The 25,185-nt window shown below is 33.6% G+C and carries 20 protein-coding genes; 8 read left to right on the plus strand and 12 right to left on the minus strand.

Translation table 11 applies throughout. The features are described 5' to 3' along the window. Nucleotides 1-159 precede the first annotated feature (159 nt). The 3 genes from ACNFIH_RS19015 (at nt 160) to ACNFIH_RS19025 (ending at nt 4,075) form a co-directional block, all read left to right on the plus strand. A complete protein-coding gene (locus ACNFIH_RS19015) occupies nt 160-1,302 on the plus strand; it encodes an exo-beta-N-acetylmuramidase NamZ family protein (protein WP_426484337.1) in 1,143 nt (380 codons plus the stop codon). A gap of 138 nt (nt 1,303-1,440) precedes the next feature. Then, complete coding sequence (locus ACNFIH_RS19020) at nt 1,441-3,303, plus strand: TonB-dependent receptor plug domain-containing protein (protein WP_426484338.1); 1,863 nt, start codon at nt 1,441-1,443, stop codon at nt 3,301-3,303. Between the two features lie 145 nt (nt 3,304-3,448). Further along, the gene (locus tag ACNFIH_RS19025; protein ID WP_426484339.1) at nt 3,449-4,075 is read left to right on the plus strand and encodes a response regulator; all 627 of its coding nucleotides are present in this window, start codon (nt 3,449-3,451) and stop codon (nt 4,073-4,075) included. Here ACNFIH_RS19025 and ACNFIH_RS19030 read toward each other — a convergent pair. After that, complete coding sequence (locus ACNFIH_RS19030) at nt 4,072-7,122, minus strand: ATP-binding protein (protein WP_426484340.1); 3,051 nt, start codon at nt 7,120-7,122, stop codon at nt 4,072-4,074. The two genes, ACNFIH_RS19025 and ACNFIH_RS19030, sit on opposite strands and share 4 nt — an antisense overlap. Before the next feature lie 170 nt (nt 7,123-7,292). Here ACNFIH_RS19030 and ACNFIH_RS19035 point away from each other — a divergent pair, with 170 nt between their 5' ends. Both ACNFIH_RS19035 and ACNFIH_RS19040 read left to right on the plus strand, forming a co-directional pair. Further along, on the plus strand, nt 7,293-7,853 hold the full coding sequence (locus tag ACNFIH_RS19035; protein WP_035647432.1) for an NAD(P)-binding domain-containing protein: 561 nt from the start codon (nt 7,293-7,295) through the stop codon (nt 7,851-7,853). A 200-nt stretch (nt 7,854-8,053) separates the two neighbouring features. After that, on the plus strand, nt 8,054-8,695 hold the full coding sequence (locus ACNFIH_RS19040; protein WP_426484341.1) for an NAD(P)H-binding protein: 642 nt from the start codon (nt 8,054-8,056) through the stop codon (nt 8,693-8,695). A gap of 93 nt (nt 8,696-8,788) precedes the next feature. Here the strand turns inward: ACNFIH_RS19040 and ACNFIH_RS19045 are convergent, their stop codons facing one another. Then, nucleotides 8,789-9,031, minus strand: a complete 243-nt coding sequence (locus tag ACNFIH_RS19045; protein WP_426484342.1) for a 2TM domain-containing protein — start codon at nt 9,029-9,031, stop codon at nt 8,789-8,791. A gap of 220 nt (nt 9,032-9,251) precedes the next feature. Between ACNFIH_RS19045 and ACNFIH_RS19050 the strand changes: the two genes are divergently transcribed. Then, a complete protein-coding gene (locus tag ACNFIH_RS19050) occupies nt 9,252-9,827 on the plus strand; it encodes a Crp/Fnr family transcriptional regulator (protein ID WP_426484343.1) in 576 nt (191 codons plus the stop codon). Nucleotide 9,828: 1 nt separating this feature from the next. On the opposite strand, the gene ACNFIH_RS19055 is transcribed toward ACNFIH_RS19050, so the two are convergent. The 8 genes from ACNFIH_RS19055 to gndA form a co-directional block, all read right to left on the minus strand. After that, nucleotides 9,829-10,938: an alkene reductase gene (locus ACNFIH_RS19055; protein ID WP_426484344.1), complete on the minus strand. Its 1,110-nt coding sequence runs from the start codon at nt 10,936-10,938 to the stop codon at nt 9,829-9,831. A gap of 25 nt (nt 10,939-10,963) precedes the next feature. Beyond that, nucleotides 10,964-11,749, minus strand: coding sequence for a DJ-1/PfpI/YhbO family deglycase/protease (locus tag ACNFIH_RS19060; RefSeq protein ID WP_426484345.1), 786 nt, complete (start codon nt 11,747-11,749; stop codon nt 10,964-10,966). Between the two features lie 340 nt (nt 11,750-12,089). Then, complete coding sequence (locus ACNFIH_RS19065) at nt 12,090-12,659, minus strand: Crp/Fnr family transcriptional regulator (RefSeq protein WP_426484346.1); 570 nt, start codon at nt 12,657-12,659, stop codon at nt 12,090-12,092. A 251-nt stretch (nt 12,660-12,910) separates the two neighbouring features. Continuing rightward, a complete protein-coding gene (locus ACNFIH_RS19070) occupies nt 12,911-13,822 on the minus strand; it encodes a helix-turn-helix domain-containing protein (protein ID WP_426484347.1) in 912 nt (303 codons plus the stop codon). Between the two features lie 90 nt (nt 13,823-13,912). Further along, the gene (locus ACNFIH_RS19075; protein ID WP_426484348.1) at nt 13,913-14,728 is read right to left on the minus strand and encodes an SDR family oxidoreductase; all 816 of its coding nucleotides are present in this window, start codon (nt 14,726-14,728) and stop codon (nt 13,913-13,915) included. Between the two features lie 178 nt (nt 14,729-14,906). Then, nucleotides 14,907-15,623, minus strand: coding sequence for a 6-phosphogluconolactonase (gene pgl, locus ACNFIH_RS19080; RefSeq protein ID WP_426484349.1), 717 nt, complete (start codon nt 15,621-15,623; stop codon nt 14,907-14,909). Beyond that, complete coding sequence (gene zwf / locus ACNFIH_RS19085; protein WP_035647414.1) at nt 15,607-17,136, minus strand: glucose-6-phosphate dehydrogenase; 1,530 nt, start codon at nt 17,134-17,136, stop codon at nt 15,607-15,609. Before zwf ends, pgl begins: the two co-directional genes overlap by 17 nt. Nucleotides 17,137-17,164: 28 nt before the next feature. After that, entirely contained in the window at nt 17,165-18,574 is a 1,410-nt protein-coding gene (gndA, locus tag ACNFIH_RS19090; RefSeq protein ID WP_426484350.1) for an NADP-dependent phosphogluconate dehydrogenase, read from the minus strand. 797 nt (nt 18,575-19,371) lie between these two features. On the opposite strand from gndA, the gene ACNFIH_RS19095 reads away from it, so the two are divergent. After that, nucleotides 19,372-22,560, plus strand: a complete 3,189-nt coding sequence (locus ACNFIH_RS19095) for a SusC/RagA family TonB-linked outer membrane protein (protein WP_426484351.1) — start codon at nt 19,372-19,374, stop codon at nt 22,558-22,560. Between the two features lie 12 nt (nt 22,561-22,572). Next, nucleotides 22,573-23,997: a SusD/RagB family nutrient-binding outer membrane lipoprotein gene (locus tag ACNFIH_RS19100; RefSeq protein WP_426484352.1), complete on the plus strand. Its 1,425-nt coding sequence runs from the start codon at nt 22,573-22,575 to the stop codon at nt 23,995-23,997. An 82-nt stretch (nt 23,998-24,079) separates the two neighbouring features. Here the strand turns inward: ACNFIH_RS19100 and ACNFIH_RS19105 are convergent, their stop codons facing one another. Then, a complete protein-coding gene (locus tag ACNFIH_RS19105; protein ID WP_426486735.1) occupies nt 24,080-24,388 on the minus strand; it encodes an EamA family transporter in 309 nt (102 codons plus the stop codon). Next, nucleotides 24,345-24,953, minus strand: a complete 609-nt coding sequence (locus tag ACNFIH_RS19110) for a DMT family transporter (RefSeq protein ID WP_426484353.1) — start codon at nt 24,951-24,953, stop codon at nt 24,345-24,347. The genes ACNFIH_RS19105 and ACNFIH_RS19110 overlap by 44 nt, the downstream gene beginning before the upstream one ends. Nucleotides 24,954-25,185: the final 232 nt, after the last annotated feature.

Raw genomic sequence — 25,185 nt, forward strand, 5'->3', positions numbered from 1 at the left:
ATTTTTGCCTCTCGCAGATTCCGCAGATTTAGCAGATAATTTTTAATAATAAAATCTCCTAAATCTGCGGAATCTGCGAGAAAAAATTTTTGATTTTGTGTCAAAACAAAAAAATCATTTTAATCCTTTTAATCTGTGGCAAAATAAAAAATAATTACCATGAAAAATATAATAATCTGCATACTAATTTCAGCAGTTTCTTTTGCGCAGCAAATAAAAACAGGAGCTGAGAATTCTGAAAAATACCTGCCTTTACTAAAAGGCAAAACCGTTGGAATCGTAACCAATCAAACGGGAATTATCACTAAAGAAAAACATCTAGTCGATTTTTTAGTGGAACAAAAGATAAAAATCAAAACCATTTTTGCTCCCGAACATGGCTTCAGAGGAACTGCAGATGCAGGCGAAAAAGTATCTGACGAAATTGATTCAAAAACAGGTTTGTCAATTGCTTCGCTTTACGGGAAAAACAATAAACCAACTCCAGAGCAATTAAAAGGAATTGATATCATGATTTTTGATTTGCAAGATGTTGGAACCCGACTATATACTTACGTTTCTACAATGCACAGAATTATGGAAGCTTGTGCAGAAAATAATGTTCCGCTAATTGTGTTAGATCGCCCAAATCCGAATATTGCGATTGTTGACGGACCAGTTTTGGATATTGCCTTTAAAAGCGGTATCGGAATGCATCCAACGCCTTTGCTGCACGGAATGACTTTGGGGGAAGAAGCAAAAATGATCAACGGAGAAAAATGGCTGAAAGATGGCATTCAATGTAATTTGACTGTAATTCCATGTTTGAATTATAGCAGAAAAAGTTCTTACAGTTTGCCAGTAAGACCTTCGCCAAATTTACCAAACGATCAGGCAATTAATTTATATGTGAGTTTATGTCTTTTTGAAGGAACAAATGTGAGTATGGGACGCGGAACCGAAAAACAGTTTCAAATTTACGGTTCGCCAGATCTTCCAAAAAGTAATTTTGCTTTTACTCCAAAACCAAATTTTGGCGATAAAGATCCTTTGTATAATGGAGTGGAATGCAACGGAGAAGATTTATCTGCAATTCCGAGAATAAACAGATTAGAAATAAAATGGCTTATTAAAGCATACCAAACCACAGCAGATAAATCGAAGTTTTTTGATAAAAGGAAGTTTTCAATTCGCGCAGGAAATGAAAAACTGCAGCAGCAAATTGAAGCCGGAATCTCAGAAGAAGAAATTAGAAACAGTTGGAAAGAAGGTTTGACTGAGTTTAAAAAAATGAGAGCTAAATATTTGATTTATAAAGAATAATAAATTCGTTTGCTTTGTTTTCATTTTGAGATTCAAATCGGGATTATAAAAAAACGTTCACGACTTGAATAATTATAAAAATGATTTGCTTGGTTGGAACAATAAGGTGTTACTTTTGCAGAAAAAAAGTAAGCCAAAATGAAAAAACTCTATATTGCTGTTTTAACAGTAATTTGTAGCAATTTTTACGCACAAACCAAGAAAGATTCCATTAATGAAATGGATGAAGTCCTTATAAATGAAAACCGTTTTAGTACGCCTATTTCTAAGCAAAACAGAAATGTGTACATCATTTCAAGTGAAACCATTAAAAAACTTCCGGGAAGAACACTTCAGGAGGTATTACAATATGCCAACGGAGTCGATATCAGACAAAGAGGTCCGTTTGGAACACAGGCTGATATCAGTGTTGATGGCGGAAGTTTTGAGCAAACCGTAGTTCTTTTAAATGGAGCAAAAGTAATCGATTCGCAGACTGCTCATAATATGCTGAATCTACCTCTTCCGGTAGAAGTTATTGAAAGAATTGAAGTCGTTCGCGGGCCAGCTGCCAGAATTTATGGAATTAATAGTTTAACCGGAGCGATCAATATTATTACCAAAAAGCCTAAAGATTCTGGATTTTTAGTAAGCACTTATGCTGGTTCTAATTTCGAAAAAGATACACAGGATACCGGAGACACATTTTACGGAACCGGAATTCAGGCAGGCGCTGTTTTAGGGAAAGAAAAACAACAACATTTAATTTTCGCTTCGCACGATAAAAGCAACGGATATCGCTACAATACTGCATTTGAGAACAATAAAATTTTCTATCAGGGAAATGTTCAAATCAATGATAATAACGAAATTTTAGGTTCTGCAGGTTATATCAACAACGGATTTGGCGCAAATGGATTTTACGCGGCACCCGGCGATATAAATTCGACAGAAATTGTTCAAACGACTTTTGCTAATATTCAGTCAAAACATTCGATTACAGAGAGCTGGAAAATTATGCCAAGAGTTACTTACAGATACAATTATGATGATTATCGTTATTTAGGAAACTCAAATTTGGCGGTTGGAAGAAGCCAGCATTATACCAATTCAATTGCAGCAGAATTGAATTCTACTGTAAAATTGTCTAAAGGAGAAATTGGTTTTGGAGCAGAGTTCAGAAATGAAGATATTCATTCGTCAAACATTGGAGATCATGACCGCGAAAATGTCGGATTGTATGCAGAATACAGAACTAGTTTCTTCGAAAAATTAGACATTAATTTAGGAACTTATCTCAATTACAATTCAGATTATAAATGGCAGATTTATCCGGGAATCGACGCAAGTTATGCCATTACAAATGAATTTAAAATTATTGGAAATGTTGGCACAAGTCAAAGAATTCCGTCGTTTACAGATTTATATTTGAAACAAACCGGAAATATCGGAAATTCGGATTTAGATTCAGAAAATGCTTTTCAGAGCGAAATCGGATTCAAATACAATAAAAAAGCGTTGAGTTTTAATGCGAATTATTTCTACAGAAAAATCGATAATTACATCGATTGGATGCGTAATGCCACAACAGTGCCTTGGCAGAGTCAGAATACGGGAGATTTAAATACAAACGGAATAAATTTGCGTGGCACTTACAGATTTGATTTCTCTAAAGATGCCAGATTAAATATTCTTTTAGCCTACACGTATTTGGATTCAGAATTTAAAAGTTCACGTACAGAAATCTATTCGAAATATCTTATATCGTCTCTAAAACATCAGATTACGAATACAATAGATTATCAATACAAAGATTTTTCGATCTTATTTGCAACACGTTTTAACGAAAGAATTACAGGTCCTTCTTATTGGATAAATGATTTTAGAGTAAGTCAGTCGATTCATAAATTTACGATCTTTTTAGACGCTCAAAATATTTTTAATGCCACTTATTATGAAGTTGGCGCGGTGCCGTTGCCTTCAAGATGGTTTACTTTAGGAGTGAAACTGGTGACTTTTTAAAGTTTGATTTTTTAAAAATAGAAAAAAGGAATAGTGAATTTGCTATTCCTTTTTTTGTGCTTTGATTCTGCGAAAAAGTTTTTCGTTAAAAATTTAATTGTTTAAAAAATTGTGTGTTAATTTGACACTAATTCTTTTTCTTTTTATGAAGCAAATTTTAATAGTTGATGATCATTTGGTGGTACGAAATGGAGTTTCGATGGTTTTGGAAAAACAAATCGAAAATGTAGAAATTTCGCATGCTGAAAATTTCTTTGAAGCCCTTGCAATTTTAAGAGAAAAACCAATTTGTTTAGTGATTTTGGACATCAATATTCCAGGTGGAAAAAATACCGGAATGATTAGTGATATTAAAGCAATTCAGTCGGGTGTAAAAATTCTGGTTTTTTCGGCTCATGAAGAAGATCAATATGCTTTGCAATATATTTCTGCCGGTGCAAATGGATATCTGAATAAACTTTGCAGCGAAGAAAAAATGATATTTGCCATAAACTCAATTTTTGAAACTTCGACTTATGTGTCTTCAGAACTTGTGAGTAAATTATTGGAAACAAGAGTTACCAAAAAAACTAAAAATCCACTGGAAAGCCTTTCGAAAAGAGAACTTCAAATTGCCGAAATGCTAATCAACGGCAACGGAAATCTCGAGATTTCAAATATGCTTAATATACATATGTCAACCGTAAGTACTTATAAAGCCAGACTTTTTGAAAAACTTAAAATTACAAATTTGGTTGAACTGATCAATCTTTTTAAAACTTACGAATATTAATCGTATTCAACAATTATTTCAATTGCAGTTCCTTCATCAAGAGTACTTGTGATATTGATATTTCCTTCAATAATTAAAAGAAGCTCAATAATCATATGAAGACCTAAATGATAATTTTTGACAATCGGGTTTTTGTAAAAATCCATGTAATAATCAATTAGCTCTTTACTCATTCCTCTTCCGTTATCAATAATGGTGATCATGAGTTTATTTTCTTTTGTTCCGGAAAACAACTCTACATGGCCATTTTGTGAATTCTTTAAAGCGTTATCTACCAAATTATGAACAATGATAGACAATGCTTTTTTATTTGTTCTAATACGAAGATTTTTATCAACACTATTTATGATTTCTATATTTTCAGCTTCGGCAATTTTTTCAAAAATGTCAATTTTTTCTTCAATCAGTTCATATAATGAATAGGATGCATCTTCCAATTTTTTCCCTTCAATAAAAATGGAGGAATATTTGATTAAATTTTCAACATATTCATAAAGTTGTGTAGTCGACATTTTTATTGTCCCTACATGTTTTTTTAGTTTTGCATCGTCTTGAATGGTTTCATTTTCAAATAAATGACTAATAGAATTGGTCAGGAATTTTAAAGGACTTTTAATATCATGACTTATGCTTTTTACTAAAGTTTCCTGTTGTTTGATTTCTTGTTTTAAATTGCTTTTTGTCTTTTGCAATTTTTTTACTGTCGCTGCCAGCTTCTTCGTTTTTTCTTCAATAACCTGTTCTAATTTTATGTTTTTTCGTTTGATATAGTACAATCGTACATACCAAATGAAAATTACAAATGCAATAAATAAAAGATAAGTCAAGAATGTAAACCAAGGGGTTTGATAAAAGTTGGCAGGAACTTTAAGTAATATTTTTTTGTAAACATATTGAGAATCAAATCCTGATAAACTTCTTATCATTAATTTATATTCGCCTGGAGGCAAAGTAGTAAACGATATTGATCTCTCGTTTTTGATTCGTTCCCAACGACTATTTGGGGTTTTGTCTAGTTTTGCTTCAATATGCAAATTTTCAGGATTTCCATAATACGGATAAGCAATTAAAATGCTGACCCTTTGAAAATTGTTAGGAAGTATAATTTTTTCTTGAAGCGGAATCACTTTTTGGTCTACAATTACCCGATCTATAAAAAGTTCTTTACCTGGAAGCAAGGGCACAACTTTATACGGATTAAAAAAAACGAAACCATTTATTGATGGCAAAGCAATAGTATTATTTTTAAGAAAATTACTATTTGGCTCGCATCCTCCATTGAATTCATTGGTTAAAAAGCCATCCGATTTGTTGTATTGATGATAGTAGATTGCCTTTATTTTATTTTTACTGTATTCAAGCAACGTTTTTCTTGAAACCTGAAAAAGTCCTTTATTGGTAGGAATCCAAAAAAAACCTTTTTTGTCTTCTACGATGCAATGTGATGCATTTAAATAATTGTCCTCATCAGTAGGAAAAGAATGAACCTTGTTGTCAGCATATAAAAAAAAGCCTTTTTCATAAGTAGTAAGCCAGATTTTTTTCTCGCTATCGATAAAAATACTTCTGATATTTATATTTTCGGAGTTTTTTACAAATGCGAGTTTTCTGGAGTTTCTATTAAATTTAAAAAGCCCTTTTTCTGTTCCTAGAAGCAGCGTTTCACTGTCATATTGGGCAATGTAATTGATATTGCTTTTAAAAATGGCAACAAGTGAAATTTTTCCGTTTTTGATGGAATGTAATTTTGCTTTTTTAAATTCAGTATTTCCTAAACTAACCCAGATAGTATTTTGATCATCTTTGAAAATGACTTTTGGATTTTGATTAAAACCGTAAGTGATATGTTCTTTATAATTAGCGTTTTTTAAATAACACAAAACATCATAAAGTCTTGAAATCCATATATTTTTAGCATCATCTAATACAATGTTTACCTTTTCATCTAAAAAAACGGTTTTTGGAAAAGAAATACTGTCTATGAATTTTTTGTTGCTGAATATGCGTCCGTTGGGCGTTATAATTGTGCTGTCGCTAAACGTCTGAGCTGCATAATAAACTTCTGATTTGTAGTGGTTTTTTTTTACTGAAGTAAAAGCAGGAAAGCTGATTATACATAAGCCGTTTGTATTACTTCCTAAATACAATTTTTGATTGATGCGATCATAATATATGGAGACAATATTACTATTCTCAAATTCTTTAAACTCGATAATAAACTCGGCTGAAAGCTTATTATTCTGATCTTTTAAAAGAAAAATTTTATTCTTGAAAGAAAGAAAAACCTGCCCTGTTGTAATGTTCCAGTAAATCTTGTGGGGTGTTTTAAAAATTTCTGAATCCAATTTTCCTGAACTCTTTCCGTTTTTAGAAAAACACTCATAAGTCCCATTATCTTTAAGGTAAAAAAGATCATTTCCGATAGCAAAAAAGTTGAAGACGCTAGAATTTGGATAGGGAATTTTATATACGCTTTTCATTTTTGGATCGCAGAGTTCTACTTCCTCGGAATCCATGAAAAATATATTTCCATTTGGAAGTTTGAAGCAAAATTGCTGAGAAGGATCAATTGAAAGATAGGAAGGAAGTCCGTCGTGAAAGTAAGAGTGCTGCCCTTTTCTGATAATGTTGGAAGCAGGTGGTTTCTGTTTGAAGATCTTTATTTTTCGGCCAGTAATTAAGGCTAATTCTTTTTTGCCTTGATTATAACAAAGCAAACTATCTTTTTCAATACTTCCAAAAATATCTGTAAAACGGCTTCCCTCTAAGTTTGTATTTGAGGAATTGAAAGCAGCAAAACTATTCCCATCATACCTTACCAAACCATTTTCGGTGGTCATCCAAATAAAATTATACTTATCTGGAACGATTGCTTTTATACTGCTCTGTGGTAGCTCATTATTATCTGCAGTATACCATCTGAAGGCGTAGTTTTCCTGACAAAAACCTTTCACTGCAGTTAGAAGCAGTAAAAACCAGCAATAACGAAAAGTAGGGAATAACGTCATTTGTGCGATCAGATTTGTATGCACAAACATAGCAAACATAATTCAGAATTTTCAGTTTGTAGTTTTAAATCTACAAAATGTAGATTTATTGGTACGGCATTACTAATCAATCGATTACATTATAGGTTTATATTTGTTATGTAACCTTTTTACTTTAACGATTTAATAATTTTTATCAAAAATCAAAGTAGATTAAAAAATAAAAAAATATGAAAATTGGATTTATAGGAGTTTGCAGAACAACAATGGAATTAGCAGCAAGAGCAGCTAAATCAGGACATCAGGTTTTAATAAGCCACACTAAAAATAATTGCCACGCAAGAGATCTGGTAGGGATGATGGAAGGAAAGGTGAAATTAGTGAGCAAAAAAGAAGCAGCAAAAGCAAAAATGCTGGTATTATTTATTCCTCGCGAAGATATTCAGGTATTTTTATCTGATTTGCCTGATATGACTGAGAAAATTTTAGTGCATGCAAACAATCCAATTTATAGTTTAGAATGTTTGTCGCCAAGTCTGAATTTGAAATCTTCGGGTGAAATAATTGCGTCATTACTGCCTGAAGCTCATATAGTTAAAATACATAATATTGTGGATTCTGAAATTGCTCCGCCAACAATTAAAAAACAAACGACAAACGAATTGTTTTATACGGGAGCTAATTCTCAAGCAAAAAATAAAGTCAAAAACTTTTTAAAAACTTTAAATTTTTCAGGAATTGATTTTGAAGAAATGTATCTTGAGACTAAGTTTGCCTATTCGCCAAATTGAGCAGATAATTTAATGAAAAAAGGGGGAATTTTTTTTATTATCCTGGTCAACAGTTACTTTTTCAAATTACTTTATTAAAATTTAGGTTTTAAAGCTGCTTTTTAAGCAGTTTTTTTTTTTTCTTATTTTTAAACTATATTTCTTTTCATTTAAATTGAGACTTAAAAAACAGAATTCTAATTTTTTAAAATTATTATAGGATGAAAGCATTGGTAATTGGAGCAACAGGCGCAACAGGAAAGGAACTAGTTGAAAAGCTTCTAGATAATAATGATTACACTTCGGTTTCTATTTTTGTGCGTCGGTCGATAGGAAAATCTCATCCTAAACTCACAGAACATGTTGTGAATTTTTCAGAAGTAAATCAGTTTGCAGATTTGATTAAAGGAGATGTGTTTTTTTCTTGTCTTGGGACTACATTAAAAGTAGCAGGTTCAAAAGAAAATCAATGGAAAATAGATTTTGACATTCCAGCTGCATTTGCGACAGCGGCTAGAAAAAATGAGGTAAAATCTTTTGTATTGGTATCTTCTTATGGAGCTTCGGCCAAAAGCAATGTTTTTTATTCTAAAATGAAAGGAAAACTAGAGGATTTCATAACCGATTTAAATTTTGAGCAGTATTTGGTTTTTCGACCTGGGCCACTAATAAGAGAAAATACAGATCGCTGGGGAGAAAAAATTTCAGTTAAATTATTTAAAGTGCTAAATGCAATCGGTCTGTTTAAAAATTTAAAACCGATTTCAACTGCATTTTTAGCTGAGAAATTAATAATTGCGCCCAAAAAACTTCCGACAGGAACTACTATTCTTGAACTTAATGCGATTTTAAATTTGAATTAATAAAATTCCCTGATGATAAATTTTAAAAAGCCTTGAAGACCTATTTCTTTAAGGCTTTTTAATATAATTAAAAGACGATTTTTGTCTGTTTATTTAAGACAGCGGAGCATTAAGACTACAAATGCTTTTATTGAATACAAATACGCCTAAATAGTGAAAAACAATTCCCACTGCCCATGCTGGTGTAGACCAAAGTGGCCAAGGATATGTTGTGTCGGTCAAATACCAAGTGATAAATACAATTGGTGTAACTAATAAAAATACAAGAAGGTGGATTCTAAATCCTAATTTTGGATTCTTGTTTGCTTTTGCTTCGATGTTGAATTTAGTTTTCATGATTCAGTTTTTTAAAATTATTAGTAATAGAATATTTTTTAATTTATTGTTTGTAAATGATTGATTTTTAACTTATTTACATGACAAAGATAGAGCCGTATTTTTGTTCGTGCCATTGACTTTGGTTAAGAACGTTTCTTAGATATTTAATGAATGTAATTTTGTATTTAGAAGAATTAAATTTACTTTTAAGCAACTTATTTCTCTTAAAATCAATAGTATGGATGCCCTTAAGAATGTTATTACATCAGTTGTTCCAATGTCTGATGAAGAGTATAATTTTATGTTGCCAATTATTAGTAGATTAGAAGTAAAGAAAGACACCGATCTTTTACAGCAAGGAGAAATCTGCCGTCACATTTATTTTATTGAAAGTGGTTTTTTTAGGATGTTTTATGTGGATTACAAAGGAAACGAAATCAACAGCAGATTTGTAAAATCAAATGATTTTCTAGTTGATTTTGCTAGTTTTATTACCCAAGGGACGGCCCATTATAGCTGTAGAGCAATGGAAGATTCGACCGTAATTGCTTTAGAGTATGAGAAAGTCGAGAAGTTATACAACAGTTGCCCGAACTGGTCAAAATTTGGAAGACTGATTGCTGAATCTGCGTATCTTATTATTATTGAAAGACAGGAAATGCTTCATTTTCAAACTCCCGAAGAGCGATATAAAACAATCTTAAAAAAAGAACCTTATCTTTTTCAAATGGTATCACAGAATCAGCTTTCGTCTTACATTGGCATTAAGCCAGAATCTTTAAGCAGACTTCGCAAAAGAATGATTGGCAAATAAATTAAGCGAATTGTAGTTCTTCATACGTTTTCCAATCGGTATAACCGTGGTTTCCTAAACCGTAATGAAGATTTCTGTCTGGAGGAGTTAGTTCCCAATTGTTTTCTAAGCGTTCAACTAAATCAGGATTTGAAATAAAGGGTTCGCCAAAACCTGCAATATCAATTGTTCCTGCATGAATCAGTTGTTCCGATTTTTCTCTGTTCATACTTCCAGCCAAAATGATAACACCATCATACCAAGTTCTAAAGCGTTCTAAAAATCCATCAGGCAATGCATGACTTCCTTTAGATTGCTGATCCATTAAATGCAAATAAGCCAAATTTCTTTTGTTTAATTCTTTAGCCAAATATTGATAAGTCGCTTCAATTTCATCATAATGAGGCAAATCTCCCAAACCTCCATAAGGCGTCAATCTGATTGCCGTTTTTTCATGGCCAACTGCTTCAATAAGGGCGTCAATGGTTTCTAATAAAAAACGAGATCTGTTTTCAATAGAACCACCATATTCATCTGTACGATTATTAACATACGGATTTAAAAATTGTTCAATCAAATAACCGTTGGCTCCGTGAAGTTCAACGCCATCAAAACCTGCATCAATTGCATTTTTTGCTGCAGTTGCAAAGTCTTTTGTAATTTGTTTCACTTCATCATTTGAAAGCGCTCTTGGTTTAGAAGAAATTACAGGACCTTCTTTTCCGTTTTCGTCATAACCCCAAGCAAAAGAAGTTGTAGCCTGAATATCTGACGGACCAACAGGCGCAATTCCGTTAGGTTGATTTGAAGTGTGAGAAACGCGTCCAACGTGCCATAATTGAGTAAATATCGTACTCTCTTTTTTGTGTACTGCTTTTGTTACTTTTTTCCAGCCTTCGACTTGTTCTTTCGTATATAATCCTGGAATATAAAGAACACCTTTAGCCGTGTCTGAAATGGCGGTTCCTTCGGTAATGATTAATCCGGCTCCGGCACGTTGTGCATAATATAAGGCGTTATCATCATTCGGAATTCCGTCTGCATTTCTTGCTCTTGTCATTGGAGCCATTGAAATGCGGTTTTTTAATTGTAAAGAACCAATTTTAACAGGTTCAAAAATATTTGTTTTCATTGTTTTATGATTTTATTTTTTTGAATTATTTTTTAGCCAACCAGCTTTCTACAGCTTTAGAAAAATCGGCTACGTCGATTGGGTGTCTGCTTGTAATAATGTTTGAATCAACCACAACAGGTTGGTCAGAAACAATTCCGCCTGCGTTTTTAAGGTCAATTTGAATGTTCCAATATCCAGTAAGTTTTCTTCCTTTAAGAATATCAGCCGAAGCCAAAACAACTGGCGCGTGACATATAGCCGCAATCAGTTTTCCTGATTTATTAAAATCCTGAATGAATTTGATCACGTCTTTGTCATAACGAAGGTTATCTGGATTCCATGCGCCACCAGGAATAAATACAGCATCATAATCACTCACTTTAATCTGATCTGCTGTTTTATCAAATTTGATCCAGCCAACAGGTTGTAAATATTGAATCGCCATGATATGAGTTTTTGCCATTTCAGGAGTGCTCAATCCATATCTTGCCGGAGCTGGATTGAATTTTGGAGCGATGATGTCAACCTGAGCGCCTAGTTCTCTGAAATACCAAACTGGCCCTGTAAGTTCAATTTCTTCAAAACCATCTGCAGCTAATACAGCGATTTTTTTGCCTTTTAATACGGTTTTGTCTTTTACAGGAGTAAAAAAGAATGCTCTCAAAGCTTCATTTCCCGGTGCATTCAATAATTGAGAAACGGGCATCACAGATACGTGTGAAGGAGTTGCTAATTGATTCATTACATTTAATTCATGATTTACTTGAGCTTCTGCACTTAATGCTGTGCCTACTAGACCTGCTGCGACAACTTGTTTTAAATTTTTCATGATTTCTAATTTTTTTAAATGTTGATAATTGTTTTTTTATGAATTTATTTTTTGAATTATTTGAATGTTTTCAGTTAATAATTTTTTATGCGAAATAATTAGCTTTTCATCTGAGACAAAGTTCCGTCAAGTTTAAAACCTGGCGGTTGACCGAACTCACTTTAAAAGTGTGATTCAAATCACACTTTTAAAAAAGCTTGAATAATTAACTATCGATTACGGGGCAAAAGTAGATTTGCAGCGTCTTTAAAATCATTGACTTTGGTTAAGAATGATTTTTGCTGTTGAAGTGGGGATATAAAAAAAGCGTGATAAAAATCACGCCAGTATTTTGGTATTATCAGCCATTATTAGAATACAGACGGCTTAAAGTTTCCCGACTGACGCCTAAATATTCGGCTATATATTTTTTTGGAATTTTTTGCATTATGTTTGGATAAAGACTAGCAAATTCTTCATAACGTTTCTTTGGATTATTAGAAAGAAGCGAAATAATTCTTCTTTGTTGTGCCGAATAACCGCTGGTCAATTTCATTCTAAAAAAGTGTTCCATTTTATGAAACTCCGATGCTAATTGTTCCCGGCCAGAAAGTGTCAGGCATAAAACTTCGGCATCATCCATACAAACAATATTGATATTGGATTCTTTTTGGTTGAAGAAAGCATTATAATCAGATAGCCACCAATTTTCGAGTGCAAATTGCAAAATGTGTTCTTTTCCATCTTTATCAATATGGAAAGCGCGAAAAATGCCTTTGACAATCCAATATTCAGAAGTCACTTTATCACCATCCTGAAGCAGATATTGGTGTTTTTTTACTTTTTTTTCCTTGAAGAATGTTTTGATATAGTCAAATTCTTCATTGGTTATCGGAGTAATTTCCTCTATATGTTTTTTCAGTTCATCCATCGAAGTAAATTTAATTAAACTTTTCGTTAGGATAAATAGTTTAGCATATGAAAATCAATAAAATAAAAAAATCGCAATTATCTAAAAATTAATGATTGCGATTTATAAGCTATTTTGTTAAACCCAATAATTTTAATGATTTAAAAGAAGTTTTGCGAATAATTACTTCCAATTTAGGGCCAGATTTAAAAGAGGCTATTCTTAATTTACTCAACAAATCTAAATATATTTTTACTTGTAGTGAGTAAAGATTAATTTAGGTTTCTAAATTCTAAAGGCGTTTTTCCGGTTCTTTGTTTAAAGAGTTTATTGAAATATTGTGGATATTCGAACCCTAATGAATAAGCAATTTCACTAACTGATTTATTAGTATTTAATAAAATATTTTTTGCCTCATCGATCAAATAAAAATGAATATGATCCTGAGCATTTTTTCCTGTTTCTTTTTTGAGAAGATCGCTTAAATATCCGGGTGAAAGATAAACCTGTTCAGCCAGATATTTTACAGTCGGCAGACCTTTTTCCTGAATATTTTTTTCGCTAAAATAATCACTTAGTATTTTCTCAACCTGAGTTACTATAGAGTTATTCGAATTTTTTCGGGTAATAAACTGTCTTCCATAAAAACGGGAACAATAATTTAATAACAATTCAATTGTGGAAATGATAATATCCTGACTGTGTATGTCGATGTTTTCTTTTAATTCGCTTTCAATTTTAAGAACACAATCGTATAAAATTTGTTTTTCTTTTTCAGATAAATGAAGCGCTTCCTGTATATCATACGAAAAGAAGCTATAATCTTTTAATTTATTGTTTAAAGAAGTCGCCCTGATGAAGTCAGGATGAAAAAACAAACCCCAGCCCATCATATTTGAAGAAACTTCAATTTCATTGTCCATTTCAAGAATCTGATTTGGAGCTACACAAATTAAACTTCCATCTTGAAAATCAATAATTTTTCGACCGTATTTAATATTATTTCGGTTGTAATTCTTAAAAATCAAACCATAAAAATCCGGAGAAATCATTGTGTCTTCAGTAATCGACTCATTTACTTGACTAAAATCAACTACAGCAACTAATGGATGTTGAATAGCCTGTTCCAGATGAAAAAAACGGAACAAATCTGAAATGGTCTGTAAATGTATAAATGTGCTCATAAAACTATTGTTACTGTAAATATACCTTTTTTAATAAACCTATGGAAACCAGAGTGTCTCCATAGATTTATAATTAATTTATTGAGTCAATTAAAGCCCAAATTGTGCTTTCATTCCTCCAATAAATGTTTCATCATCAAATTGCTTACGATTCTCAATAATTACATTTGCGTCTTCGCCTGCGTGGTATCTCAGTTTGTTTGTGCCGTCTGTAGCCGCTTCGTAAATTACTTCGGCAACTAAACTTGCCGGAGATGCAGTGTCAAATAAGGCAGGAAGCGCTTCCATAACTTTTCCAACCATATTTTGATATTCGCTAAAGTTTTCATCATTACTAAAATCAAAAGAACGTCCAGCAAAATCAGTAGCAATTGCGCCAGGTTCAATAATTTTTACTTTTCCACCAAATTGTTCCACTTCATAGCTTAAAGATTCAGAAATACCTTCGACAGCGAATTTCGTTCCATGATACAGAGCTCCAAGAGGAAAAGTCATTTTACCTCCAATAGAAGATATATTAATGATTGTACCATTTTTATTTTCACGAAAGTGTCCCAATAAAGCTTTTGTAACATCTAGAAGGCCAATAACATTCGTATTAAACTGACGCACTATTTTTTCTCTTGAAAAAGATTCTAAAGTTCCATAGGCACCATATCCGGCATTGTTTAGCAAAACATCAATTTTACCAAATTTTGTAATTCCTTCTTTTATTGCATTTTCTATGGAAAATAAATCCAGTACATCTAGTTTGGTAACCAGAATATTATTTAATTGAGTTAATTCTGTTTCATTTTCAGGATTACGCATTGTTGCGATAACATTCCATCCTTTTGCTTGAAATAATTTTGCAGTTTCTTTTCCAATACCGCTGCTTGCACCTGTAATTAAGATTGTTTTGTCCATTTTTTTAGCTATTAAATTAATGGTGTAAAGGTCTTATTAGAATGCGTTCTACGGATAATACTAATTCGGGTAAATTGTATTCTTTTTGCGGATTTTTAATAATGAACTTTTAGCGCTGCTACAAAAAAAGCCTGTAAACTCAATGTTTACAGGCTTTTTATATTTTATAAAATAATTTTTAATTCGTTCCTGCAGCAGCTTTATCTACCAAAAACAATAATTCACCAGAAACCGGTTTAATCAATTGCATTGGATATAAAGTCGGGTTGTAAGCTCCAGTTGTGACTTCTTTTAAAGCGTGCGTTTTTTTCTCTCCAAAAGCTACAACGACAATTTTTTCTGCTTTGTTGATTAACGGTGCAGTAAGTGTAATACGGTACATTTTCTGTGGAGCTAAATAATAAGCGTCAACCCATTTGGTTTGTTCTTCTAAAACAGCTTCGCCCGGGAAAAGAGAAGCCGTGTGTCCATCATCTCCCATTCCTAATAAGATTAAGTCAAATTTTCCTTCTTCGCCTAAAATCTTTCTAAGAATTTGTTCGTATGTAACCGCATACTCTTCAGGAGTAACGCCGTCTTTGTACATTTCGAAAATATTTTCCTGCGGAATAGCAACGTGGCTTAATAATGTTGCGTACGACATTTTAGCATTGCTCAAATCATCGTTTAGCGGAACCCAACGTTCATCTCCCCAAAAAATATAAACTTTGCTCCAGTCTATTTTGTTTTTGTAAGCATCAGAAGCCAATAATTTGTAAATCCCTGCAGGAGAAGAACCTCCTGTAAGTACAGCTGTAAATTTACCTTTTGCAGCAATCGCTTTTTGAGCAGATTCGATAAAAAGGTCTGCAGCTGTAACATTGATTTCTTCTGTGTTATTATAAATCTGTATCATTTAAAACTTCTTCTTTTGTTTGTGTATTCGGAATCCATTTGTGTCCTTGGCGCGCTAACAATTCGTCAGCTTCTTCAGGTCCCCAGCTTCCTGCTTTGTAATTTGGGAAATTTGTTGGAGCTACTGTTTTCCAAACTTGTTGAATTGTATCAATTGCGTCCCAAGCTTCTTCCACCTGATCCCAACGCATAAATAGAGTAGGGTCTCCTAGTAGTGCATCTGCAATCAAGGTTTCATAAGCTTCTGGCGACATTGTTGAGCAGGCAAAATAATCAAAAACCATTTCTGCTGGTCTTAATGCAAGCGAAAGTCCTGGTTTTTTGGTCATAAATTGCAGTTTAATGTCCATTGCAGGCTGAATGTTGATAATCAATCGGTTTGGTGTCATTCCTTCTTTTCCATAAGAAAATGAAGAATGTGGCACTGGTTTAAACTGAATAATGATTGAAGACTGTTTTTCTTCCATTCTTTTTCCTGAACGCAAATAGAACGGAATTCCCTGCCATCTCCAGTTGTCCAGATAAATTTTCATTGCAACATAAGTTTCTGTATTAGAATCTGGTGCAATTCCTTTGTCCTGACGGTAACCTGGAACAGGAACTCCTTTTATTTCACCAGCATCGTATTGACCTCTCACGATATAATGATCCACTTCTTCTGGTTTGATTCGGCGAATCGATTTCAAAACATCGGCTTTTCGGTTACGAATATCATCTGCATTTAATGATGCAGGCGCTTCCATAGCTGTCATGCATAAAATCTGAAGCAAGTGGTTCTGAATCATATCTTTTAATGCTCCAACACCTTCATAGAATCCGCCTCGTTCTTCAACGCCGACTTCCTCTGCTACGGTAATTTGGACAAAATCAATAAAATTTCGGCTCCATAATGGTTCAAACATCGAATTCCCGAAACGGAAAGCCAAGATATTCTGAACTGTTTCTTTACCTAAATAGTGATCAATTCTGTAAATCTGCTCTTCTTTGAAAGTCTGCGAAAGCATTTCGTTAAGTGCAATTGCAGAAGTTTTATCGTAACCAAAAGGTTTTTCAATAATAATACGATCTTGTTTTGGATTCGCCGCAAGTCCGATTTTTTTGATATTGCTTGAAATCGTTGAAATGAAAGAAGGCGTTATTGAAAGATAAAAAAGACGGTTGGCGCGTTCTCCAAAAGACTGGTCAAAGCCTTCAATTTTCTCGTTTAATCCGATATAGGATTCTTCTTTGTCAATATCTAAACTATGATAAGTTATATGAGAAAGAAATTTTTCTGTTTCTGGATCATCAATTCCTTTTCTTCTTGAAAAAAGAGCCAGATTTTCTGCTACATAAGCGCGAAAATCTTCATTTGTTTTTTCTGCTCTTCCAAGAGCAATAATCTGAAACTTTTCAGACATACGTCCGTCAAGGTACAGATTTTGAAATGCGGGAAAGAGCTTTCTCTTTGCCAAATCTCCGGTTCCTCCAAAAATGACAATGATTGTTGGATTCTTTAGTTTATTTTTAGTCATTGTGTGTAGTTGTGTTGCTTTAAGTTGCTTATTCAGCCCATTGTGTGTGGAAAACTCCTTCTTTGTCTATACGCTCGTAAGTGTGTGCTCCAAAATAATCACGCTGTGCCTGAATTAAATTTGTTGGAAGATTTGCTGATCGGTAAGCATCAAAATAAGATAACGAGTTCATTAATCCTGAAACTGGTAATCCTTTTTGAACTGCAAACTGAATAACAGCTCTCATTCCTGCTTGGTTTTCTGTTAATTTAGAAGCAATTCCACCATCTAAAAGTAAGTTTGGTAAATCTGCTTTTGTAACATATGCTTTTCTGAAATCTTCTAAAATTGTCGCACGAATGATACAGCCTCCACGCCAGATTTTAGCGACAGTTTCTAAATTCAATCCGTAGTTATATTCTTTTGAAGCGGTGTGAAGTTGTGCTAAACCTTGAGCATACGTGACAACAATAGAAAAATACATAGCCGATTTTAAAGCTGCGATTGCTTCGCTTTGAGCAACATTTGTTTCGCCAGCGTTCCAAACTAATTTTTTAGCAGCTTCAATTCTCTCTGGTTTGGTTTTAGACATATCGCGCATGTTAACTGCTGCGTCAATTGTTGGAACAGGAACTTGTAAATCCATTGCATTTTGCGAAGTCCATTTTCCTGTACCTTTAGATCTTGCCCAATCAGAGATTTTATTGATTAATTGTGTTCCGTCTTCATCTTTTTGTTTTAGGATGTTTCCGGTAATTTCAATTAAATAAGACCTTAAATCATCAGTTTGATTCCATTCGGCAAAAGTTTTCTGAATGGTTTCATCATCCAAATTATAACCTCTTTTCATAAGGTCATAAACTTCAGAAATCAACTGCATGATTCCGTATTCAATTCCGTTATGAACCATTTTTACATAGTTTCCGGCAGAACCATTTCCTAAATATTCTACACAAGGTTCTCCGTCCACTTTTGCTGCAATTGCTTCAAAAATAGGGCGAAGTCTTTCATAAGCTTTCTGATCACCGCCCGGCATCATAGCAGGACCGAAACGTGCCCCTTTTTCACCGCCAGAAATTCCCATTCCGAAGAAATGAATTCCTTTTTCAGATAATTCTAAAAATCGTCTGTCAGTATCAGTGAAATAAGTATTTCCTCCATCAATAATAATGTCACCTTTATCTAAATGAGGAAGTAAGCTTGCAATTGCGCTGTCAACTGGTTTTCCCGCAGGAACCAATAACATAATCGCTCTAGGTTGCTGAATAAGCGCTACAAAATGCTTGACATCTGTAGTGGCTTCAATTGTATGGTTTGCATCGGCTTCTTGCTGAAGAGAATTGACTTTTTCTGTGTCTAAATCTAAACCTGCAGCCGCAAAATTATGACTGGCAATATTTAAAAGTAAGTTTCGGCCCATTACACCTAATCCTACAATTCCAAAATCAAATTTGTTCATAGTTTTCAATTAACTAAATTATTAGAAGAATGTTTACTGCAAAAAAGTAAGAGAAAAAACGGTATTGCTTTTTTATTCAGTGTTTTGCAGAAAAACAAAGTTTATTTTAAATCGCATATTTCAAATATACAGACCGCTAAGTTAGAGAAAAATGATGAAAAAGAAGGGGTAAAATAGTTCACTTTTGGTCTTTATTGTGATACTTTTTTGTGTTCGAAACACATTTATTTTTAACGAAAACGATACCGTAAATACGGCCTTTGTAGGTTGTTCTCAGAAATTTCTCATATCGTACCAAAATTCATTTTCATTTTAACTGTTTAATTTTTAATGATTTAAAATTACTAAAATTTTTTAGTTAACATTTTTTTTGCAAAAAAAGCGCAGAAAGTTTTTGAGTTAATATTTTTAATTTACCTTTGTTCTATCAAATTAGTAGAATTTAAAATAAAGATTAAAAATTGTCAAATGTATTTCTGAGCGAGTAAGAACTTTTTGATAGTTAATGTTTTAGGAGATGTCTCTGCTAAAATTCTTCAATCCTTGATCTATTAAATTTTATAGCAACGACCCTCAATTGCAGGGGGAATAATATTGTATAGACCAATAAAATAATAATAACCCAAAATAAAAAAAAAGAAAAATGAAAAAACGAATGTGTTGCAGATAAAAAAGAAAAAACCATTTCTGTTGCAGCAGAAATGGTGAAGCTTAAAGAAATTGTCATCTCTAGAAGGAAAGCGAAAATGGACTAAATCTGTTTTCGGCTCACCTTTTTATTAAACTAAAACAAAGTAATGAAAAAAAAATTAAATAGATATATACTGACGTGTATTTTCTTGATTTCCATAGGGGTTAACGCGCAAGAAACGAAACCGTTAATCCAGTCAAAACTTGAAGGAACAGTTGTAGATGCTGTTACAAAAGAGCCTGTAATTGGGGCTTCAATCAACATTAAAGGGACAACACACGGAGTTGTAACCGATTTTGATGGTAAATTTTATTTCCAAACCGGACAAAAATTTCCTTATACTTTAATTGTAAGTTATTTAGGTTATAAAAAAGCAGAAGTTGTAGTTAATAAAAATGCGGTTGTCATTGATCTTACTCAAGAACAGAATGCACTATCAGAAGTAGTAGTTACGGCTCTTGGAATTACAAAAGAAAAGAAATCATTAGGATATACGACTCAGGCACTTAAAGGTAAAGAACTTGCTAGTACAAAAGAAACGAACTTCTTAAACAGTCTTACTGGTAAATTAGCAGGTGTTCGTATTACCAATTCACAAGGAGATATGGGATCTTCACGTATTATTATTCGTGGTGAAACTTCTATTGCAGGAAATAATCAGCCGTTATTTGTTGTGGATGGAGTTCCTGTAGATAATTCGCAATTGAATGCAGGTGGAGCAACTCGTGATTTCAGAAATGCAATTGCTGATTTGAACCCACAGGATATTGAGACATTAACAGTATTAAAAGGACCAAACGCAGCAGCGCTTTATGGTTCACGTGCGGCGCATGGTGTTGTTTTGATTACTACAAAATCTGGAAAAGGTCAAAACGGACTTGGTATTACTTTTAATTCTGGTATTACGGTTTCTCAGGTTACTACTTTGCCAGATTTTCAAAATTCATACGGACAAGGATCAAATGGAAAATTCAGTTTTGTAGATGGAAAAGGAGGAGGAGTTAACGATGGTGTCGATGAAAGTTGGGGACCACGTTTAGACGGACGTTTGATTCCTCAATTTTATTCAAATGGCCAGGCAGTTCCGTTTGTAGCGCATCCTAATAATGTGAAAGACTTTTTTAATACTGGACTTACTTATGATAATAGTATTTCGGTGGCAAAATCAGATGATAAATCAGATTTTCGTGTTGGAGTAAATAATCAGAAACAATTAGGAACAGTGCCTAATAGTGAAATAAACAAAACAAATTTCACAATTAATACAAACTACCAAATATCAAAAAGTATTAAAGTTGGTGTAACAGGTAATTATATTGTAACAGATGCTCCACAACTTCCAGGTGGTCCATCAGGCGGACGTGCTGCGGGTGTAATGTTGCAATTTCTTTGGTTTGGACGCCAAGTCGATATCAATGAACTAGATAAGGATTGGACTAGAAACTGGAACAACAGCTATTACAGCAATCCGTATTGGAATGCTTATTATAATACTACTAGCCAACAACGTAACCGTTTAATTGGTGATATTCATTTGGAAGCAAAAATTTTCGACGGACTTGATTTTAAATTCCGCACAGGAGTTGATTATTATAATGACCGAAGAAAATACACTATTAAATATGGTACAAACGGAACGCCATTCGGATCTTATGCTGAAGATGCTTATACTGTAAACGAACAAAATACAGAAGGGCTTTTTCATTATAACAAAAACCTTAGTGAAGATTTTACTTTAGATGCGCTTGCTGGTTTTAATATACGTAACCACAGCGATGCAAACAATTATCAAAAAGCACCGCGTTTGGCTGTACCAGACTTATATACATTGACAAATTCACGTGATCCGTTGACTTCTTCAAATACATTATCACGATTGAGAGTTTATAGTGCGTATGCTTCTGCTCAATTGGGTTTCAGAAATTATGCGTTTTTGAATCTTACAGCTCGTAATGACTGGTCATCTACATTGCCAAGCAGTAATCGTTCATATTTCTATCCTTCGATTAATGGAAGTTTAGTTTTAACTGATGCATTGAATATTAAAAGCAATACGCTTGATTTCTTAAAACTGCGTGGTGGTTGGTCTGAAGTTGGTAACGATGCAGATCCGTATCAATTATCGACAGTTTATAATTTCCAAACAGCATTTGATGGAAATCCAATTCAGACCTCTTCACAAAAGAAACTGAATCAGGACTTGAAACCAGAAACAACTCGTTCTACAGAAGTTGGTATCGAATCTTCTTTCTGGAAAAACAGACTACATTTTGATGTTGCTTATTATAATACAAACAGTTTTGATCAAATTTTGGAGATTAAAACAACAGCTTCAAGTGGTTATAATTCGCAATTAATCAATGCAGGGAAAATTAACAACCAAGGTATCGAAGTTCAGTTGGACGGAAATCCTATTCAGCTTGAAAATTTCAAATGGAATGTTGGTGTAAATTATTCTAAGAATACCAGTAAAGTTGAGATTTTGGATTATGATAAAAAGATTCAAAACTATACTATTGGTACTTCGGGAGGTGTTGATGTGTTAGCTTCAGTAGGACAAGCTTACGGAGCACTTTATGGAACAGCTTATGAGCGCGATGCAAACGGAAATATTGTAGTAGGTGCGAATGGATTACCAAAAGCAGATCCGACAAAGAAAGTTTTAGGGCATTACACGCCAGATTATTTAGCAGGTGTTACAAACACATTTACTTATAAAAATCTTGAGCTTTCGGTTCTTGTTGATGCAAGTGTAGGAGGTGAGCTTTTTTCAGGAACAAACAGAACGGGTAATTATACAGGAGTTTTAGCGCAGACGCTTCCGGGCCGAGGTGCTGAGAATGGTGGATTAAGCTATTATTATCCAGGAAACAATACTTCTAACCCAAAAACATTGGTAACGGGCGGAGTTGCTCCAGCTGGCGCAACGGTTTATGATGACGGAATGGTTTTCGGAGGTGTATTTGCTGACGGAACTCCAAATAATAAAGTGATTAGTGCACAGGAATACTACAAAGCATCTTACAATATCAGCGAAGCTTACATTTACAGTTCAACTTATGTAAAACTAAGAGAAGTTAGGCTTACTTATAATGTAGATAAAAAGTTAGCTAAAAAACTAGGACTTCAGGGCGCAAGTATTACTGCTGCGGGTCGTAACCTTTTATTTATTTACAAAGATGTGCCAAATATAGATCCTGAAACTGCTTTCAATACTGGAAATGCACAAGGTTTGGAGAGTTTAGCTTTACCAACTACGAGAAATTTCAGTCTGAATGTTAATCTTAAATTTTAAAAACTCGGAATCATGCTTAAAAAACTATTATATACAACCTTGATTGCATTGACACTGAGTTCTTGCAACGATACTTTGGATGATATTAATGCAAATCCAAATGCAACTGAAACACCTTTAGCGCCTTACTTGTTGACAGGAACACTAAAACAAGGAGCAGATTTATATTGGGGTGATGGAAATAACTTTAACTCGTCTTTGTTGTTTGTTCAACATTGGGCTAAAATTCAGTATACAGAGCCAGATCGATATGATGTTTCAAATACTTCGTTCACTTCTTTGTGGAATACAGGTTATGCAACATTGATTACAGATTTGAACACTATTATTAAATTCCCAGATGCACAGGCAAATTCAAATTATAAAGGAATTGCGTTGACGCTGCGTTCTTGGACATTTTTATTACTGACTGACGCTTATGGAAGCATTCCGTATAAAGAAGCCGGTCTAAAAGTAACGCCAGCTTACAATACTCAAAAAGAAGTTTACACTGGATTGCTTGACGATTTAAAACAAGCGCAATCTTTATTGAATACAGCAAATGGTGCTGTAACTGGAGATTTGGTTTATAAAGGCGAAATTTCAAAATGGAAAAAATTGGTGAATTCGCTTCGCTTAAGAATCGCATTGAGAATTTCTGACAGAGAACCAGCTTTGGCAAAACAAGCTGCAATTGATGCAACAAGCGATGCCGGCGGATTAATCAGCAGTAATGCAGATACTTTCAAATTTACTTACATCAGTTCACCGCAACAAAATCCGGCTTCGGCTTGGTTTGAAACTCGTGATGATTTCCGTATTTCGAAAACATTGGTTGACAAGTTGTATGAATTATCAGATCCGCGTTTGCCAGTTTATGCGCAATTGCCATCTGATGCAAGTGTTGGAAAATATGTTGGTGGAGCTAATGGATTATCAAACAGTGATGCCAATAGCCAGGGTTTTGCCAAAACATCAAAACCGGGAACATACTTCTTGACTTCGACATCGCCGGCAGTAATTGCTTCTTATTCAGAAACGTTGTTTAATCTTGCAGAGGCTGTAGCTCGTGGTTATATTTCTGGAGATGCTGAACAGTATTATAAAAACGCAATTACAGCATCATTCAATCAATTTGGAATTACAGATGCAACTGCGATTTCAAATTATCTGAATCAGGCAACGGTAAAATACGATGCTACAAATTATGCTAAATCAATTGGGACACAAAAATGGATTGCTTTTTACGGACAAGGTTTAGACGCTTTTACAGAATGGAGAAGATTAGATTATCCGGTTTTAAAAGCAGGTCCAGCTACAGTTTTAGATGGAAAAATTCCTTCACGTTTCTTTTATCCGGGAACAGAACAATCACTAAACGGAGACAGTTATCAAGCTGCAGTTGCAGGTCAAGGAAAAGATTTGTTGACTACGAAACTTTGGTTTGATGTAAAATAAATTTTATACGCCGATATTTAAATATTTTGGAAAGTAAAAAAGCCTGAAAAACTAAATTTTCAGGCTTTTTTTTTAATCGTATTTATTTAAGTTTTGTTTTTGATGATGCATAAGATTGCAACACAACTGAACTTATAATAAAAAGTATTCCGGCATAAAAGGAAGTATTTACAGATTTGCTTTCATTGAAAAAAAGAAAAGCAATCACAATGGCATAAATGGGCTCTAGATTAAAAGTCAGATTTACGGTAAAAGCTGGAATCTTTTTTAATACTTCGGCAAACAAAACATAAAGGCCAACTGTACAGAATAATGCTAATAAAAGAAGATAAATCGTGTCGCTTAAATTAGGGGCAATAGTTTTTACTGGAAAAAAAATATAAATAAGCAGGCAACAAAACGATTAGAAAAATCGAACCCGAAACCATTTGGTAATAATTGATAAGCCTGCTGTCATAAAACTGAACCAAACGTTCATTATAAATGGTGTAAAGCGCAGCAAAAGCTGAAGAAATCACTCCAAGAATAATTCCCAATTGATATGATGCATCAAAATGAAATATTAGGCTAATTCCTGCTAAAGTCAAAGTACTCAGCACTAATTCGGTAAATTTGAAATTCGTTTTATCAATCAAAGGTTTGAAGATTGCAGTAAAAAAGCTAGTCAAACAATAACAAATCACACCAATGGAAATGTTTGAATATTTAATGCTGGCATAGAAAAACACCCAGTGAACGGTAATCAATATCCCAACTTTGCCAATTGATTTTTTTTCGGAGTTTGTGGTATCGCTTCCAATTTTCAAAAATCGGGTTAGGATAAATAATATTATTGCTGAAAACAGAACTCGGTAGAATGTCAGTAAACCTTCATTAAGTGTTATCAGTTTACCAAATACGCCAGTGAATCCAGCCAAAAACACGGCTAGATGTAATAGGAAATAAGAATTTTTCATGAATTTTTTGCACCAAAAATGGCAGATTTTAATATTATCAAATAAGCATACAAGATCATTCGGCAAGCGCGCCGAAAGTATGCTCTGTTAAATCAGAGATGCTATTAAAATCGTGGTGGTGAAAGAAGTCCTTGTGTATACATATCCGTAAAGATAATTTTAAAATTGCAAACCGCCTAAACTTATTTGTGTCTTTTGAGTTTTGAAACAAAGATTTTGAAAAGATAGAGAT

This window comes from Flavobacterium sp. 2, assembly GCF_049949195.1.
In the GTDB taxonomy this organism is placed as follows: domain Bacteria; phylum Bacteroidota; class Bacteroidia; order Flavobacteriales; family Flavobacteriaceae; genus Flavobacterium.

Coding starts and splice junctions, on each gene's coding strand:
- ACNFIH_RS19060 (WP_426484345.1), bottom strand. CDS start 11,749: ATGAAAAATTTAAAACAAGTTGTCGCAGCAGGTCTAGTAGGCACAGCA.
- ACNFIH_RS19040 (WP_426484341.1), top strand. CDS start 8,054: ATGAAAGCATTGGTAATTGGAGCAACAGGCGCAACAGGAAAGGAACTA.
- ACNFIH_RS19030 (WP_426484340.1), bottom strand. CDS start 7,122: ATGTTTGCTATGTTTGTGCATACAAATCTGATCGCACAAATGACGTTA.
- ACNFIH_RS19025 (WP_426484339.1), top strand. CDS start 3,449: ATGAAGCAAATTTTAATAGTTGATGATCATTTGGTGGTACGAAATGGA.
- ACNFIH_RS19050 (WP_426484343.1), top strand. CDS start 9,252: ATGGATGCCCTTAAGAATGTTATTACATCAGTTGTTCCAATGTCTGAT.
- ACNFIH_RS19070 (WP_426484347.1), bottom strand. CDS start 13,822: ATGAGCACATTTATACATTTACAGACCATTTCAGATTTGTTCCGTTTT.
- ACNFIH_RS19035 (WP_035647432.1), top strand. CDS start 7,293: ATGAAAATTGGATTTATAGGAGTTTGCAGAACAACAATGGAATTAGCA.
- zwf (WP_035647414.1), bottom strand. CDS start 17,136: ATGACTAAAAATAAACTAAAGAATCCAACAATCATTGTCATTTTTGGA.
- ACNFIH_RS19095 (WP_426484351.1), top strand. CDS start 19,372: ATGAAAAAAAAATTAAATAGATATATACTGACGTGTATTTTCTTGATT.
- ACNFIH_RS19045 (WP_426484342.1), bottom strand. CDS start 9,031: ATGAAAACTAAATTCAACATCGAAGCAAAAGCAAACAAGAATCCAAAA.
- ACNFIH_RS19065 (WP_426484346.1), bottom strand. CDS start 12,659: ATGGATGAACTGAAAAAACATATAGAGGAAATTACTCCGATAACCAAT.
- gndA (WP_426484350.1), bottom strand. CDS start 18,574: ATGAACAAATTTGATTTTGGAATTGTAGGATTAGGTGTAATGGGCCGA.
- pgl (WP_426484349.1), bottom strand. CDS start 15,623: ATGATACAGATTTATAATAACACAGAAGAAATCAATGTTACAGCTGCA.
- ACNFIH_RS19110 (WP_426484353.1), bottom strand. CDS start 24,953: ATGAAAAATTCTTATTTCCTATTACATCTAGCCGTGTTTTTGGCTGGA.
- ACNFIH_RS19075 (WP_426484348.1), bottom strand. CDS start 14,728: ATGGACAAAACAATCTTAATTACAGGTGCAAGCAGCGGTATTGGAAAA.
- ACNFIH_RS19015 (WP_426484337.1), top strand. CDS start 160: ATGAAAAATATAATAATCTGCATACTAATTTCAGCAGTTTCTTTTGCG.
- ACNFIH_RS19020 (WP_426484338.1), top strand. CDS start 1,441: ATGAAAAAACTCTATATTGCTGTTTTAACAGTAATTTGTAGCAATTTT.
- ACNFIH_RS19100 (WP_426484352.1), top strand. CDS start 22,573: ATGCTTAAAAAACTATTATATACAACCTTGATTGCATTGACACTGAGT.
- ACNFIH_RS19055 (WP_426484344.1), bottom strand. CDS start 10,938: ATGAAAACAAATATTTTTGAACCTGTTAAAATTGGTTCTTTACAATTA.